Annotated in this window: 8 protein-coding genes; 4 read left to right on the top strand and 4 right to left on the bottom strand. The window is 65.2% G+C overall.

Translation table 11 applies throughout. The annotated features are described in order from the left end of the window. Window positions 1-14: 14 nt before the first annotated feature. The 4 genes from AYJ57_RS00105 (at window position 15) to AYJ57_RS00090 (ending at window position 5188) form a co-directional block, all read left to right on the top strand. On the top strand, window positions 15-1646 hold the full coding sequence (locus AYJ57_RS00105) for a thiamine pyrophosphate-binding protein (protein WP_066099525.1): 1632 nt from the start codon (window positions 15-17) through the stop codon (window positions 1644-1646). A gap of 78 nt (window positions 1647-1724) precedes the next feature. Continuing rightward, window positions 1725-2591, top strand: a complete 867-nt coding sequence (pdxY, locus tag AYJ57_RS00100) for a pyridoxal kinase (protein ID WP_066099523.1) — start codon at window positions 1725-1727, stop codon at window positions 2589-2591. A gap of 279 nt (window positions 2592-2870) precedes the next feature. After that, entirely contained in the window at window positions 2871-4106 is a 1236-nt protein-coding gene (locus AYJ57_RS00095) for an aromatic ring-hydroxylating oxygenase subunit alpha (protein ID WP_066099521.1), read from the top strand. A 17-nt stretch (window positions 4107-4123) separates the two neighbouring features. Continuing rightward, on the top strand, window positions 4124-5188 hold the full coding sequence (locus tag AYJ57_RS00090) for a hybrid-cluster NAD(P)-dependent oxidoreductase (protein WP_157373873.1): 1065 nt from the start codon (window positions 4124-4126) through the stop codon (window positions 5186-5188). 254 nt (window positions 5189-5442) lie between these two features. On the opposite strand, the gene metH is transcribed toward AYJ57_RS00090, so the two are convergent. The 4 genes from metH to AYJ57_RS00070 form a co-directional block, all read right to left on the bottom strand. Next, window positions 5443-9213 carry a methionine synthase gene (metH, locus tag AYJ57_RS00085; protein ID WP_157373871.1) on the bottom strand — a complete coding sequence of 1257 codons (3771 nt, stop codon included), beginning with the start codon at window positions 9211-9213 and terminating at the stop codon, window positions 5443-5445. A 222-nt stretch (window positions 9214-9435) separates the two neighbouring features. After that, a complete protein-coding gene (locus AYJ57_RS00080) occupies window positions 9436-11790 on the bottom strand; it encodes a TRAP transporter large permease (protein ID WP_066099515.1) in 2355 nt (784 codons plus the stop codon). A 15-nt stretch (window positions 11791-11805) separates the two neighbouring features. Further along, entirely contained in the window at window positions 11806-12735 is a 930-nt protein-coding gene (locus tag AYJ57_RS00075; protein ID WP_066099514.1) for a TRAP transporter small permease subunit, read from the bottom strand. Window positions 12736-12869: 134 nt separating this feature from the next. Continuing rightward, the gene (locus AYJ57_RS00070) at window positions 12870-13955 is read right to left on the bottom strand and encodes a TRAP transporter substrate-binding protein (RefSeq protein WP_066099511.1); all 1086 of its coding nucleotides are present in this window, start codon (window positions 13953-13955) and stop codon (window positions 12870-12872) included. Between the last annotated feature and the right edge of the window lie 71 nt (window positions 13956-14026).

The following is a 14026-nucleotide window of genomic DNA, read 5'->3' as shown; positions in this document are numbered from 1 at the left end:
AACAGGAGGCCGCAATGTTCGACACCACCCCCACCCATGTGCATCAGGCCATCGCTCAGGCGGTGCGGGATCACGGGATCGACACGATGTTCGGCCTGATGGGCGACGCAAATCTCTTTATCGCCGATCACTTCGTGCGCGGCTGTGGCGGGCGCTTCGTTCCGGCGGCACATGAGGGCAGTTCGGTGCTGATGGCGCTGGCCTATGCGCATGTGGCGGGCCGTATCGGCGTCGCCACCGTCACCCATGGCCCGGCGCTGACCAATTGCGTCACCGCGCTGACCGAAGGCGCGCGCGGGCAGATCCCGATGGTGCTGCTTGCCGGGGACACGCCGGTCGCCAACCCGCGCCACCTGCAGGGCATCGACCAGCGCGAGGTGGTGAAATCCACCGGCGCCGGGTTCGAACAGATGCGCTCGCCCGAGCTTGCCGTCCGCGACGTGGCGCGCGCCTTCTACCGCGCGCAGGTCGAGCGGCGGCCCATCGTGCTCAACATGCCAGCCGATTTCATGTGGCAGGATGCGCCCTATGCGCCCTGCGTGCTGGATGTGTTCGAGACCCGCAGTTTCGTGCCCGAGGGCGATGCGCTCGACGAGGCGATCGGGATGATCGCAAGCGCCCGTCGCCCGGTGATCCTTGCCGGGGCCGGTGCCCGCACTGCGCGCGACCAGATCATCGCGCTTGCCGACCGGCTCGAAGCGCCGCTGGCCACCACGCTCAAGGCCAAGGGGCTGTTCCGCGGCCATCCGCACGACATGGACATCTTTGGCACGCTGAGCACGCCCGCCGCCTATGAGGTGATCGGCAAATCCGACTGTATCGTCAGCTTTGGCGCAGGGCTGCATGATTTCACCACCGACAAGGGCGCGCTGCTGAACGGCAAGCGGCTGGTGCAGATCGACAGCGACAGCCGGGCCATCGGGCGCAACGTGCATCCCGATGCGGGGCTCATTGCCGACGCCGGGCTGACGGCGGACAATATCGTGCATTGGCTCGATGAGGCAGAGATCCCCGCCAGCGGCTTCACCCGCGAGCTTGAGCCGGGCAGCCTGCGCCGCCATCCCCCGGCCCGCAGCACCAAGATGCCCGAAGGCTATGTGAACTACGTGGGCGCGCTCGACCGGCTGGAGCAGGCGCTGCCGCAGGACCGCATCCTTGTCACCGACGGCGGGCGCTTCATGACGGAGGTCTGGTGCCGGGTGTCGGCCCCCGATCCCCGCAGCTTTGTCGTCACCGCCAATTTCGGCGCCATCGGGCTTGGCCTGCAGGAGGCCATCGGCGCCTCGGTGGCAGCGCCCGAGCGGCCCGTGGTTCTGTTCTCCGGCGACGGCGGCTTCATGATGGGCGGGCTGGGCGAGTTCAACACCGCCGTGCGGCTGCGGCAGGATCTTATCGTGATCCTGTGCAACGACAGCGCCTATGGCGCCGAGCATATCCAGTTCATCGACCGCAAGATGGATCCGGGCCTGACGCAATTCGACTGGCCGTGCTTCGCCGAGGTCGCCACCTCGCTCGGCGGCAAGGGGCTGCTGGTGCAAAGCGAGGACGACTTGCAGACCGCCATCGACGCCATCGAGACCCGCGACCGCCCGCTGCTGATCGAACTGCGGCTCGATCCCAACGACGTGCCCCGGATGCGTCTCTGAGCGTAGGGCACCGCCGCAGCGCTTGACCTTCGGCGGCGCAGGGCGCAGGCATCCGGCGCCAGACTCCGGAGAGCCGCCATGTCCCGCCCGCCCCTCGTCATCTCGATCCAAAGCCAGGTCGTGCTTGGCCATGTGGGCAATTCCGCCGCGCTGTTTCCGATGCAGGCGGCGGGGCTGGAGGTGGCGGCGATCCCCACGGTGGTCTTTTCCAACACCCCCGATTACCCCACGCTGCGCGGCCGCGCCCTGCCCGCGGATTTCTTTGCCGAGCTGCTGCTCGGCGCCAAGGAACGCGGCTTGCCAGAGCGCGCGGCCTATATCGTGTCAGGCTATATCGGGTCGCCGGAGGTCGCTGAACTCACGGCGGGTTTCATCGCCGAGGCGAAGCGGCTGAACCCCGGCCTCACCTATCTGTGCGATCCGGTCATGGGCGATGCGGGACCGGGGCTTTACGTGCCCGGCAGCATTGCCGAGATCCACCGCGACCAGCTGCTGCCGCTGGCCGATCTCGCCACGCCCAACCCGTTCGAGCTGTCTTGGCTCACCGGGCGCGATCTGCGGACGCTGGACGATATGCGCGACGCGCGGGCCGCGCTGCGGCTGGCCGAGGGCGCGCGCTTGATCACCACCGGCTGCGCGCTCGAGGACACGCCCGCGGGCCATATCGAAAGCGTCATCCTGAGTGGGCCTGAGGTCACGCGTCACCCCGCCCCGCATCTGCCCATCGCGCTGCCCGGCACCGGAGACCTTTATGCCGGGCTGCTGACTGCGGCGCTGGCGCGCGGGCGCAGCCTGCCTGACGCTGTGGAGATGGCGCAGCAGCTCACCGGACGTGCCCTGCAGCGCGCCGCCGAGCTTGGCGCCGGTGAGGTGGTGCTCAGCGATCCGGCACTGCGCAAGACCCTGCTGCAGTTGGAAAACGATTCAATTCTGCCCAATCCCTAGGCAACCTCCGGTGGCAGGCGCGCGACAGACTGCGCGGAATTGCGCGGCAAGTCTGTTTCGAAACGCACCATGTCGCATCCAGCCCTCAGAATCGTCGCGGGCGCGATATTTCTACCCTCAGATTGTCGCGGATGATCCATGGCCTGCGTCGCATTTCGGCGGTGCGGTTCGGAGCGGAAGCGGCAGCGCGCACCACCGCGGAGGGCGGTGTCGCCTTCCGGGGCGCCCCCTTCTCCACCAGAGATCACGGGCCCCGCGCCCGGCCTACGGAGTTCGGCCATGACCGCTGACGCCAAGACCCTCGACCTGCTGAGCCGCCGCAAGCCCGGCCATTCGCTGCAGCAGGCCTTCTACACCGACCCCGAGATCTTCGCTCAGGACATGGAGCAGATCTGGTACCGCGACTGGCTCTTCGCGACGCCGGTCGCCGCGCTGCCCAAGACCGGCAGCTATGTCACCCAGAAGGTCGGCCCCTACCGCGTGGTCATCGTGCGTGGCCCCGATGGGTCTGTCCGCGCCTTCCACAACACCTGCCGCCACCGCGGTTCGGTGATCTGCAAGGCCGCCTCCGGTCAGGTCGCCAAGCTGGTCTGCCCCTACCACCAGTGGACCTACGAGCTTGATGGCCGCCTGCTGTGGGCGCGCGACATGGGCAGCGATTTTGACGCCTCGTCGCATGGGCTGAAGCCGGTGCACTGCCGCGTGCTGTCGGGTCTCGTCTATATCTGCCTCGCCGATGAAGCACCTGATTTCGACGCCTTCGCCGCCATGGCCGAGCCCTTCCTCGCCGTGCACGACCTCAGCAACGCCAAGGTCGCGCATCAGTCGACCATCGTCGAGAACGGCAACTGGAAGCTGGTGTGGGAGAACAACCGCGAGTGCTACCACTGCGCCGGCAACCACCCGTCGCTGTGCCGCACTTACCCCGAGGATCCGACGATCACCGGCGTGTCGCAGGACGGCACCTTCCCCCCCATCGTCGAGAGCCACTTCAGCCGTCTCGAAGCCGCTGGCGCGCCCTCGCGTTTCCAGATGGGTGCCGATGGCCAGTACCGCCTTGCGCGCATGCCGCTGCTGGATGGGGCCGAAAGCTATACGATGAACGGCAAGATCGCGGTGCAAAAACGCCTCGGCAGCATCCCGTTCAACGATGCAGGCACGCTGCTGAAGTTCCACTATCCGACCACCTGGAACCACTTCCTGTCGGATCATTCGATCACCTTCCGCGTCGTCCCGATCAGCCCGACCGAGACCGAGGTGCAGACCACTTGGCTCGTGCACAAGGATGCGGTCGAAGGCGTGGATTACGATCTGGAGAACCTCACCACCGTCTGGATCCACACCAACGACGAGGACCGTGTCGTGGTCGAGGACAACCAGCAGGGCATCAACTCGCCCGCCTATGAGCCCGGCCCCTATTCGGCCAGCCATGAGGATGGCGTGAACCAATTCGTCGACTGGTATTGCGACACGATGACCAAGCGTCTCAGCCCCGCACGGATGGCAGCAGAATAATGGCGGCGGCAAACAACATGCCCTCCGCCGCCGTGCGCTATTGGAAAGATGACGAGATGCTGGAATGCGTCTCGGTCATCCCCGAGGCGCCGAATGTGTCGACCTTCTGTTTCGCGGCCCCATCGGGCGCGCTGTTTGACTATCTGCCCGGCCAGTTCGTCACGCTGGAACTGCCGGTGCCGGGCGGGCCGCTGCACCGCACCTATACGATCTCGTCCTCGCCGTCGCGGGCGCTGTCGATCACCGTCACGGTGAAGGCGCAGCCGGACTCCATCGGCACGCGCTGGATGCTCGACAACCTGCGTCCGGGGATGCGGATCAAGGCGATCGGTCCAGCCGGTCACTTCACCTCGCATCACCACCCGGCCGAGAAGTATCTGTTCATCTCGGCGGGCTCGGGGATCACCCCGATGATGTCGATGGTCACCTATATGTACGACCTTGGCCGAATCCCGGACGTGGTGTTCATCAACTGCGCCAAGCGCCCGTCGGACATCGTGTTCCGCGAGCGGCTCGAACATATCGCCAGCCGCATCGACGGGATCGAGCTGCGCTGGGTGGTCGAGGAAGGCGACCGGTTCCATCCGTGGACCGGCTACAAGGGCATGTTCAACCAGCTGATGCTGGGCCTCACCGCGCCGGACTATCTCGAGCGCGAGGTGTTCTGCTGCGGCCCCGAGCCCTTCATGCAGGCGGTGCGCGAGGCGCTGCAGGGCCTTGGCTACGACATGGACCGGTACCATCAGGAGAGCTTCCAGCCCTCTCTGGCCAAGGAAGAGCAGGATGCGACCGAGGGCGATGTTGTGCCCGAGCACGACGTCTCTGCCGAGGTTACCTTCGCCTCCTCCGGCGTCACCCAGAGCTGCAAGGAGACCGACACGATCCTCGCCACCGCGCGTTCGGCGGGTCTCAATATCCCCTCGGGCTGTACTTTCGGCGTCTGCGGCACCTGCAAGATCAAGAAGACCTCGGGTCAGGTCCACATGGTGCACAATGGCGGCATCACCGAAGAGGATATCGCCGACGGCTACGTGCTGGCCTGCTGCTCGCATCCCATCGGCAAGGTCGAAGTCGAGGCCTGAGGGCATTCAGTCACGGACAAGGAGAAGGCCGTCGCGAGAGATCGCGGCGGCCTTTTCTATCACTGCCCGAAGGGCGATCCGCCCGGAAGCAAGGCGAAGCCGCCGGGCGAGCGCCTGCCCGTCCCGGCGGGCTGGCGCTTTGTGCGCGGAGCACGACGTTCGAATATTCTGCGGACTTGGCCGGGATAAAGCGCAGACCTCGTTCGCCCAGGCGCCACCCCACGGGCAGGCGCGCGCCCGGCTATCGTTCCGACTTACTCCGCCGCCACGGTCTTCACGCCGCCCGGCAGGTAGTTGAGGATCGGCGCGAGCCAGCGCTCGACCTCCTCTACCGCCATGCCCTTGCGCGCGGCGTAATCCTCGACCTGATCGCGCTCCACTTTCGCCACGCCGAAATAATAGCTCTCGGGATGGCCGATATAGAGCCCCGACACCGACGAGCCCGGCCACATGGCATAGCTCTCGGTCAGTTCGACGCCGGTGGCATTGGTCGCGTCCAGCAGCTCGAACAATGTGGTCTTTTCGGTGTGGTCGGGCTGCGCGGGATAGCCCGGGGCGGGGCGGATACCGGCGTATTTCTCGGCGATCAGATCCTCGGGCGTGCAGGCCTCCTCCGGCGCATAGCCCCAAAGCTCGCGGCGCACCATCTCGTGCATCCGCTCGGCAAAGGCCTCGGCGAAACGGTCGGCCAACGCTTTGACGAGGATCGACGAGTAATCGTCGTTCTTCGCCTCGAACTCCTTGGCGATGCGCTCTTCCTCGATGCCCGCCGTCACCACAAAGCCGCCGACGTAATCGGGCGTGCCCTCGGGCGCGACAAAATCCGACATCGCCACATTGGGCCGGTCGCCGCGCTTGGCGGTCTGCTGGCGCAGGGTGAAGAAGGTCGCGAGATCCTCGGCGCGGCTCTCGTCCTTAAACAGGCGAATGTCGTCGCCCACGGCGTTTGCAGGCCAGAAGCCGACCACGGCGCGCGGGTTGAACCATTTCTCGTCGATGATCTTTTTCAGCATCGCCTGCGCGTCGTCAAAGAGCGCGCGCGCCGCCTCGCCCTGCTTCTCGTCGTCAAGGATCTTCGGATAGACGCCCTTCATCTCCCATGTCTGGAAGAACGGCGTCCAGTCGATGTAGCGCGCCAGTTCGGCCAGATCCCAATCGTCAAAGGCCTTGGTGCCAAGGAAGCTCGGCGCGTGCTGCGGCTGGAAATCGAGCTTCAGCGCGTTGCCGCGGGCGTTCTCCAGCGGCAGGCGCTTCTTGGCCAGTTCGGCACGGGCGTGCTTCTCGGCGACGTCGGCATATTCGCTTTGGACGTTGGCCACATATTCGGGCTTCTGCACCGGCGAGAGCAGCGACGAGACAACGCCCACGGCGCGCGAGGCGTCGTTGACATGCACCGCTTGACCAGCGCCGTAGCGCGGGTGGATCTTCACCGCCGTGTGCACGCGGGAGGTGGTCGCGCCGCCGATCAGCAGCGGAATGTCGAAGCCCTCGCGCTCCATTTCCGAGGCCACATGGACCATCTCGTCGAGCGACGGGGTGATGAGACCCGACAGGCCGATCACATCCACATTGCGCTCGCGCGCGGTGGCGAGGATCTTCTCCGCCGGAACCATGACGCCGAGGTCGATGATCTCGTAGTTGTTGCAGGCCAGCACGACGCCGACGATGTTCTTGCCGATGTCGTGCACGTCGCCCTTCACCGTCGCCATGAGCACCTTGCCAGCGCTCTCGCGACCATCGCCACCGTTCAGGCGCTTTTCCTCTTCCATGTAGGGCAGCAGAACCGCCACGGCCTGTTTCATCACGCGGGCGGATTTCACCACCTGCGGCAGGAACATCTTGCCCGCGCCAAAGAGATCGCCGACCACGTTCATCCCGGCCATGAGCGGGCCTTCGATGACGTGCAGCGGGCGCTCGGCAGCCTGCCGGGCTTCTTCGGTGTCGGCGTCGATAAACTCGGTGATGCCGTTGACCAGCGCATGCTCGAGCCGCTTCTCAACGGGCAGCTCGCGCCAGCTCATGTCCTTCTCGCGGCCCTTGGCGCCGCCCTGACCGCGATACTCCTCGGCCAGTTCCAGCATGTTCTCGGTGGCCGAGCCGCCATTGGCCGGGGTGCGGTTCAGCACCACATCCTCGCAGGCCTCGCGCAGCTTGGCGTCGATCTGGTCATAGACCGCCAGCTGGCCCGCGTTGACGATGCCCATATCCATGCCGTTCTGAATGGCATGATAGAGGAACACCGCGTGCATCGCCTCGCGCACCGGCTCGTTGCCGCGGAACGAGAACGACAGGTTCGACACGCCGCCCGAGATGTGGACGTGCGGGCAGGTCTCTGTGATGCGCTTGGTGGCCTCGATGAAATCGACGCCGTAATTGTCATGCTCCTCGATACCGGTGGCGACGGCAAAGACGTTGGGATCGAAGATAATATCCTCGGGCGGGAAGCCCACCTGCTCGGTCAGGATCTTATAGGCGCGCTGGCAGATCTCGACCTTGCGGTCCTCGGTGTCGGCTTGGCCGGTTTCGTCGAAGGCCATGACCACAACGGCGGCACCATAGGCGCGGCAAAGACGCGCCTGATGCAGGAAGCTCTCTTCGCCTTCCTTCAGCGAGATCGAGTTGACGATGGACTTGCCCTGCACGCATTGCAGACCGGACTCGATCACCTCCCATTTGGAGCTGTCGATCATGATCGGCACGCGGGCGATGTCGGGCTCGGCAGCGATGAGGTTGAGGAACTCGATCATCGCCTGTTTGGAGTCGATGAGCCCCTCGTCCATGTTGATGTCGATCACCTGCGCGCCGTTCTCAACCTGATTGAGCGCGACCTCGAGCGCGGTGGCATAGTCGCCATTGGTGATCAGCTTGCGGAACTTGGCCGAGCCGGTGACATTGGTCCGCTCGCCGACGTTGACGAAGGGGATCGCCTCGGTGAGCGTGAAGGGCTCCAGCCCCGACAGGCGCATCTGCGGGATGTGCTTGGGGATTTCGCGCGGAGCGTAGCCCTCGACGGCCTTGGCGATGGCACGGATGTGGTCATAGGTCGAGCCGCAGCAGCCGCCGACGATGTTCACCAGCCCATCGCGGGCGAAGCCAGCGACCTGCTCGGCCATCTGCTCGGGCGTCTCGTCATATTCGCCCATCTCGTTGGGCAGGCCGGCGTTGGGATAGGCGCAGATCAGCGTGTCGGCCACCGACGAAAGCTCGGCAAGGTGCGGGCGCATGGCATTGGCCCCAAGCGCGCAGTTCAGGCCAATGGTCAGCGGCGCGGCATGGCGCACCGAGTGCCAGAAGGCGGTCGGCGTCTGGCCCGAGAGCGTGCGGCCCGAAAGGTCGGTGATCGTGCCCGAGATCATCACCGGCAGCCGCTCGCCGCGCTCGGCGAACACCTCTTCGCAGGCAAAGATCGCGGCCTTGGCGTTCAGCGTGTCAAAGATCGTCTCGATCAGAAGGATGTCGATGCCGCCGTCGATCAGCGCCCGCGCCTGCTGGGCATAGGCCTCGCGCAGCTGGTCGAAGGTCACCGCGCGGTAGCCGGGATTGTTCACGTCGGGGCTGATCGAGGCGGTGCGGTTGGTCGGCCCAAGCGCGCCGGCAACGAAGCGCGCGCGCCCGTCCTCGGCCTCGGCCCGGTCCATCGCCTTGCGCGCCAGCCGCGCGCCCTCGAAGTTGAGGTCATATACCGCCGCCTGCATGTCGTAATCGGCCTGCGCGATGGTGGTCGACGAGAAGGTGTTGGTCTCGGCGATATCGGCGCCCGCCATGGCGTATTGGTAGTGGATCTCCTCGATCGCCTCGGGGCGCGTGAGGTTGAGGATGTCGTTGTTGCCCTGCTGCGGCTTGTCGCTGGAATGCGGCAGGTGGCAGGTGCAGGCCCCGCCGCCACAGCCTTGGAAGTCGCCCTCCGACAGGCCCAGCTTCTGGATCTGCGTGCCCATGGCACCGTCGAGGATGAGGATGCGCTCGCGCGCGGCCGCCTCGAGACGGTCGAAGACGGGGGAGCGGGTCGGGATGGAAGCGGACATGACGGACTCCGGGCCAGAGGTGGCAAGCATTGGTTGCGCCGTCTCTAGCGATCTCGGGCGGTGAAGGCCATCTCATATTAATCATCGTTTATATGAAGACGGCTCAAGCGGCGGCCAAAAGCCTCTCAAGGCTTTTGCAAATCTCTTCGAAGAGATTTGCCCGGTCGCAACGCAAAGGGGCGGACCTTTCGGCCCGCCCCCCGCTGTCTCTCACCTGACAGATCAGTTCGGGATCAGGTCGGGCACGATGGTGACGATCCCCGGCGCGAACCACAGCAGCGCAAGACCGGCCACCTGGATCAGCACGAAGGGCAGCACCCCGCGGTAGATATGCCCCGTCGTCACCGAGCTTGGTGCCACGCCGCGCAGATAGAACAGCGCGAAGCCGAAGGGCGGTGTCAGGAACGAGGTCTGCAGGTTCACCGCGATCATGATGGTCACCCATTTGGGATCGAAGCTGCCGCCGTAGATCACCGGCCCGACGATCGGCACCACGATGTAGATGATCTCGAGGAAGTCGAGCACGAAGCCGAGGATGAACAGCACCAGCATGACGATCAGGAAGACCTTATGCTCGTCATCGAAGCTGCGCAGGAAGCTCTGGATGTAGTGCTCGCCGCCAAAGGAGATCACCACGAGGTTGAGCAACTGCGAGGCCACGAGGATGGTGAACACCATCGAGGTCACCTTGGCCGTCTCGCGCACCGCCGGGGTCAGCACGCCCGCTTTGAACAGCACCCAGCAGGCGAAGAGCAGACCGAAGAGCGCGTAGAGATAGGCCGCCTGTGCCACCATGAAGGCGATCCAGGTTTCGGCGCCCGCGCCCTCGGTGCCGACGCGAAGGTCGAAGTTCACCCCGATGAGGATCATGATCGCCACCGCGAAGGTGGACATCAGGATGATCTTCGGCGAGCGCCCCTCTTCGCCCAGCTTGCGGTAGGCCGCCAGCATGATGGCACCGGCCGCGCCGAGCGCCGCGGCGGGCGTCGGGTTGGTGATGCCGCCGAGGATCGAGCCCAGCACGGCGACGATCAGCACCAGCGGCGGGAAGACCACCCGGATGAGATCGTTCTGCGCAAGGCGCGCTGCCGCGTGCTTGCAGCCCCAGAGCGCGATGGCCCATGGGATGAGCATCATCAGCACGGTGGCCAGCGGCGAGGTGCTGGGCGAGATGAAGAGCACATCCACCAGCAGACCAAGCGCCAGACCGCCTGCCCCGATCAGCAGCGGCTTCGGCTCGGACGAGGGCGAGACCGCCCGTGCCCATGCCAGCACGATGCCCAGCAGAACCGCGATCACCGCGATGCCCGTGCCGATCGGCGCGGCATTGGCGATCTTCTCGGCGCGCAGGGTCTCGATCTCTTCGGCGCTCAGACGGTGCGATTGCTCGACCCCGCCGGCCTCGTCGATCGCCTGCTGCTCGGCCACCGCCGCGTCCCATGCCGCCTGACCGTGCAGGTCGATCATCGACGCCTTGCACTCTTCACCGACGTTGGTGCGCAGCGAGGCCATCTGGCCGCTGTCCGAGAAGCTGTCGACCTGCGTCGACTGCGAGCCGACGATGCCGATCTGCCCCAGTACCAGCGTGCCGGCGATGATCAGCGCCGGAACGCCAAGGTACCAAGTGAAGGCCTCGCCGCGGGTCACCGGCTCGCCGGTGGACCCTTCAAGCTGCACCGGCGGTGCGGACTGCGGGCGGAACATGGCAAAGCCGAAGGCATAGAGCGCGTAGAGCACCGCCAGCAGGATGCCCGGCAGCAGCGCCGCTTGGAACAGTGTGCCCACGGAAACCACAGCAGGCTCGCCGAGCAGCGTCAGCGCGTCGGTACAGCCCGCAAGCTGCGCCCGGTCTTCCTGCGCGGTGGCGTAGAGGTCACCGGCCAGCGTGCCCAGCAGAACGATCACGATCGACGGCGGGATGATCTGACCCAGCGTGCCCGACGCGGCGATGACGCCGGTCGCCAGCTCGGGCGAGTAGTTGTTGCGCAGCATGGTCGGCAGGGCCAGCAGGCCCATGGTCACCACGGTGGCGCCGACGATGCCGGTGGAGGCCGCGAGGAACGCGCCCACCACCACAATCGACACCGCAAGGCCGCCCGGCAGCGGTCCGAAGACGCGCGCCATGGTGGTCAGCAGGTCGTTGGCGATCTTCGAGCGTTCCAGCACGATGCCCATCATCACGAACATCAGCACGGCCAGCAGCGTCTCGATGGACTGGCCCGCGATGACCCGCTCGTTGATGCGGTTGACGATGAACGACACGTTGCGGTCGAGCGCCACTTCCCAGCCGCGATCAAAGACCGGCATCGCGTAGCGCGGCAGGTCCGGATAGCGGAAGATGGAAATGGCGTCCTCGCGCACGCCGCTTGCGACCAGCGCACGATAGGCGTCAGAGCCCGTGTCGATGGCCTGATGGATCAGCAGCCCCGCGCTGTCGAGCGCGGCGATGATGCCAAAGGAGATGACCCCCGCGCCGCCGATGGCGAAGGCCACCGGGAAGCCCGAAAGGATCGAGGAAAAGAGCGTGAGAAAGACGATGATCAGGCCGATCTCGACGCCATCGAGTCCGAATAGCATTTACCTATGTCCCTCTCAGAATTCCGCGTGGTCGTAGGCTTCTTCGCCCTGCTCGACCTTGTCGTGATCGTGGTATTTGCCGTCGCTCTCCGGGCCCTCTTTCCATTCGAGGTAGGAGCGCCAGAAGAAGGTGACCCCCTGCAGGAAGATGAAGCCGCACATCAGCACGATCAGGATCTTGAACAGGAAGTAGGCGGAAAAGCCGTTGGGGCTGAAGCCGATGGTCTCGACGTTCCAGCGCAGCGCGCGGGCCTTCATCACCAGCCGCTCGAGGCCTTCGGAGGCCGAGGGCTTCGGCACGATCAGGTGGCGCCACAGGAAGTACCACGAATAAAGCCACATCAGCGTGGCCATCGGGATCATGAAGAACAGGCTGCCGAACATGTCGATGATCTTCTTGGTGGAGTATTTCACCGGCGAGTAGACCAGATCGACGCGGACATGCCCGCCCTGCACGAAGGTGTAGGCAAGGCAGAGCGCCACGACGATGGCGTTATAAAGCTTAAGCTCTTCCGACCACCAACTGACGTCGAAGGTCACCGGAACGCCGAAGCCGAACGACAGGTCCGGCCGGGCGAACACGCGCTGCACGAGGATGATGATCACCTGCTGCAGCACCATGATGAGACCGGCCCATGCGGCGACGCGCCCGACGGTGTTGTGGAAGGCTTCGAGCCCGCGCACCATGCCCCACATGAAGCTGTTGCGCCAAATTCCGATCGCCGTGAGCACGAGGAACGTGGTGAGCACGACAAAGAAGAACTCTGCCGATGCGCCGTAATAGACGAAGCGCATCACCGCCTCGTTGTCCGCCCAGTTCAGCCAGCTTGACGGATGCGTCAGCGCGTAGCCGAAATTCCAGAAGGACATGGCGATATTGCCGAAAAACCAGGCCAGCGCGTCCAGTATCGCACTGAACGCCCCACCCGAGGCTGTCTCTTCCATGACCGGTGCCCCCTTTTCTTATCTTGTTGGATGCCGCCCCCGGACCTGCGAAATTGCGGTCCCAGACAGGGCGATGTCTTGAAGCAGCGACGCCCCCGCGTGAAGCGGGGGCGCGTTTTGCGGTATGCGTGGGATCAAAGACCCATGACGCGGTTACGCTGTGCCGAGAACGAGCCTTCCGAGCGGCTGATCCACTGGGCCGACGAGCGCAGCGAGGTGTTGAAGCTCTCGTAGCACTTGGCATAGAGCTCGTCGCCCATGGGCTCTTCCATGACTTCCTTGGCCGCGGCGCCGAAGGCATCCCAGACGCTGTCGGGGAATTCCATCAGCTTCACGCCGCCGGACTGCAGACGCTGCAGCGCTGCCGAGTTGTTGGCCATGAACAGCGACATGGTCCACAGGTTCGACGCGCGCGCCACCTGACGGACGATCTCCTGATGACCTGCGCTCAGGCCCTCGAACACGTCGAGGTTCATGGTCAGGTTCAGGTTCGGGCCCGGCTCGTGGAAACCGGCGGTGTAGTAAATCTTGGTGATTTCCTGGAAACCGGCCTTCTCGTCCGCCCACGGACCGATCCATTCGGTGCCGTCGATCGCGCCCGAGGACAGCGCCTGATACACTTCCGCGCCCGGCAGGTTCTGCACCGATGCGCCGAGCTTGCCCAGCACCTGGCCGCCCTGGCCCGGCATACGGAACTTCAGGCCCTGGAAGTCTTCCGGCGAGTTGATCTCTTTCGAGAACCAGCCGCCCGACTGCGGGCCGGTGTTGCCCGACGGGAAGGCCTTGAGGCCGAAGATCGAGTACAGCTCGTCGCAGAGCGCCTCGCCGCCGTCATGGTAATACCAGTTGGCATATTCCATGAAGTTCATGCCGAAGGGCACCTGGCTGAAGAACGACAGCGCCGGGTGCTGGCCGAGGAAGTAGTAGTCCACGCCGTGGTACATGTCGGCCTGACCGGCGGAGACCGCGTCGAACACCTCAAAGGCGCCCACGAGCTCGCCCGCGGCCTTCAGCTCGACGGTCAGCTGACCATCGGTGGCCGCAGTGATCTGGTCGGCGCAATATTGCGCGCTGTCATGCACACCGGCAAGGCCGCGGCCCCAAGTGGTGACCATGGTGAGGGTACGCTTGCCCTGCGCATAGGCCGGAGCGGCAAGCGCAGACGCGGCAGCAGCGGCACCACCAGCGGTGGACGCCCTCAGAAAGGAACGACGATCCATTTAAATCCTCCCATAGATTATCAGGCGCGGGCCATCTCCTCATGTCCTCGCGCGGATCGTTACAGTTCGGG

The organism is Salipiger sp. CCB-MM3, assembly GCF_001687105.1.
Lineage (GTDB): Bacteria > Pseudomonadota > Alphaproteobacteria > Rhodobacterales > Rhodobacteraceae > Salipiger.
The sequence above is the reverse complement of the archived record's forward strand: the minus strand, read 5'-3'. Positions and strand labels throughout refer to the sequence as shown.

Excerpts from the sequence above, each read along its gene's own strand:
- AYJ57_RS00105 (WP_066099525.1), top strand. The coding sequence starts at position 15 with ATGTTCGACACCACCCCCACCCATGTGCATCAGGCCATCGCTCAGGCG.
- pdxY (WP_066099523.1), top strand. The coding sequence starts at position 1,725 with ATGTCCCGCCCGCCCCTCGTCATCTCGATCCAAAGCCAGGTCGTGCTT.
- AYJ57_RS00095 (WP_066099521.1), top strand. The coding sequence starts at position 2,871 with ATGACCGCTGACGCCAAGACCCTCGACCTGCTGAGCCGCCGCAAGCCC.
- AYJ57_RS00090 (WP_157373873.1), top strand. The coding sequence starts at position 4,124 with ATGCCCTCCGCCGCCGTGCGCTATTGGAAAGATGACGAGATGCTGGAA.
- metH (WP_157373871.1), bottom strand. The coding sequence starts at position 9,213 with ATGTCCGCTTCCATCCCGACCCGCTCCCCCGTCTTCGACCGTCTCGAG.
- AYJ57_RS00080 (WP_066099515.1), bottom strand. The coding sequence starts at position 11,790 with ATGCTATTCGGACTCGATGGCGTCGAGATCGGCCTGATCATCGTCTTT.
- AYJ57_RS00075 (WP_066099514.1), bottom strand. The coding sequence starts at position 12,735 with ATGGAAGAGACAGCCTCGGGTGGGGCGTTCAGTGCGATACTGGACGCG.
- AYJ57_RS00070 (WP_066099511.1), bottom strand. The coding sequence starts at position 13,955 with ATGGATCGTCGTTCCTTTCTGAGGGCGTCCACCGCTGGTGGTGCCGCT.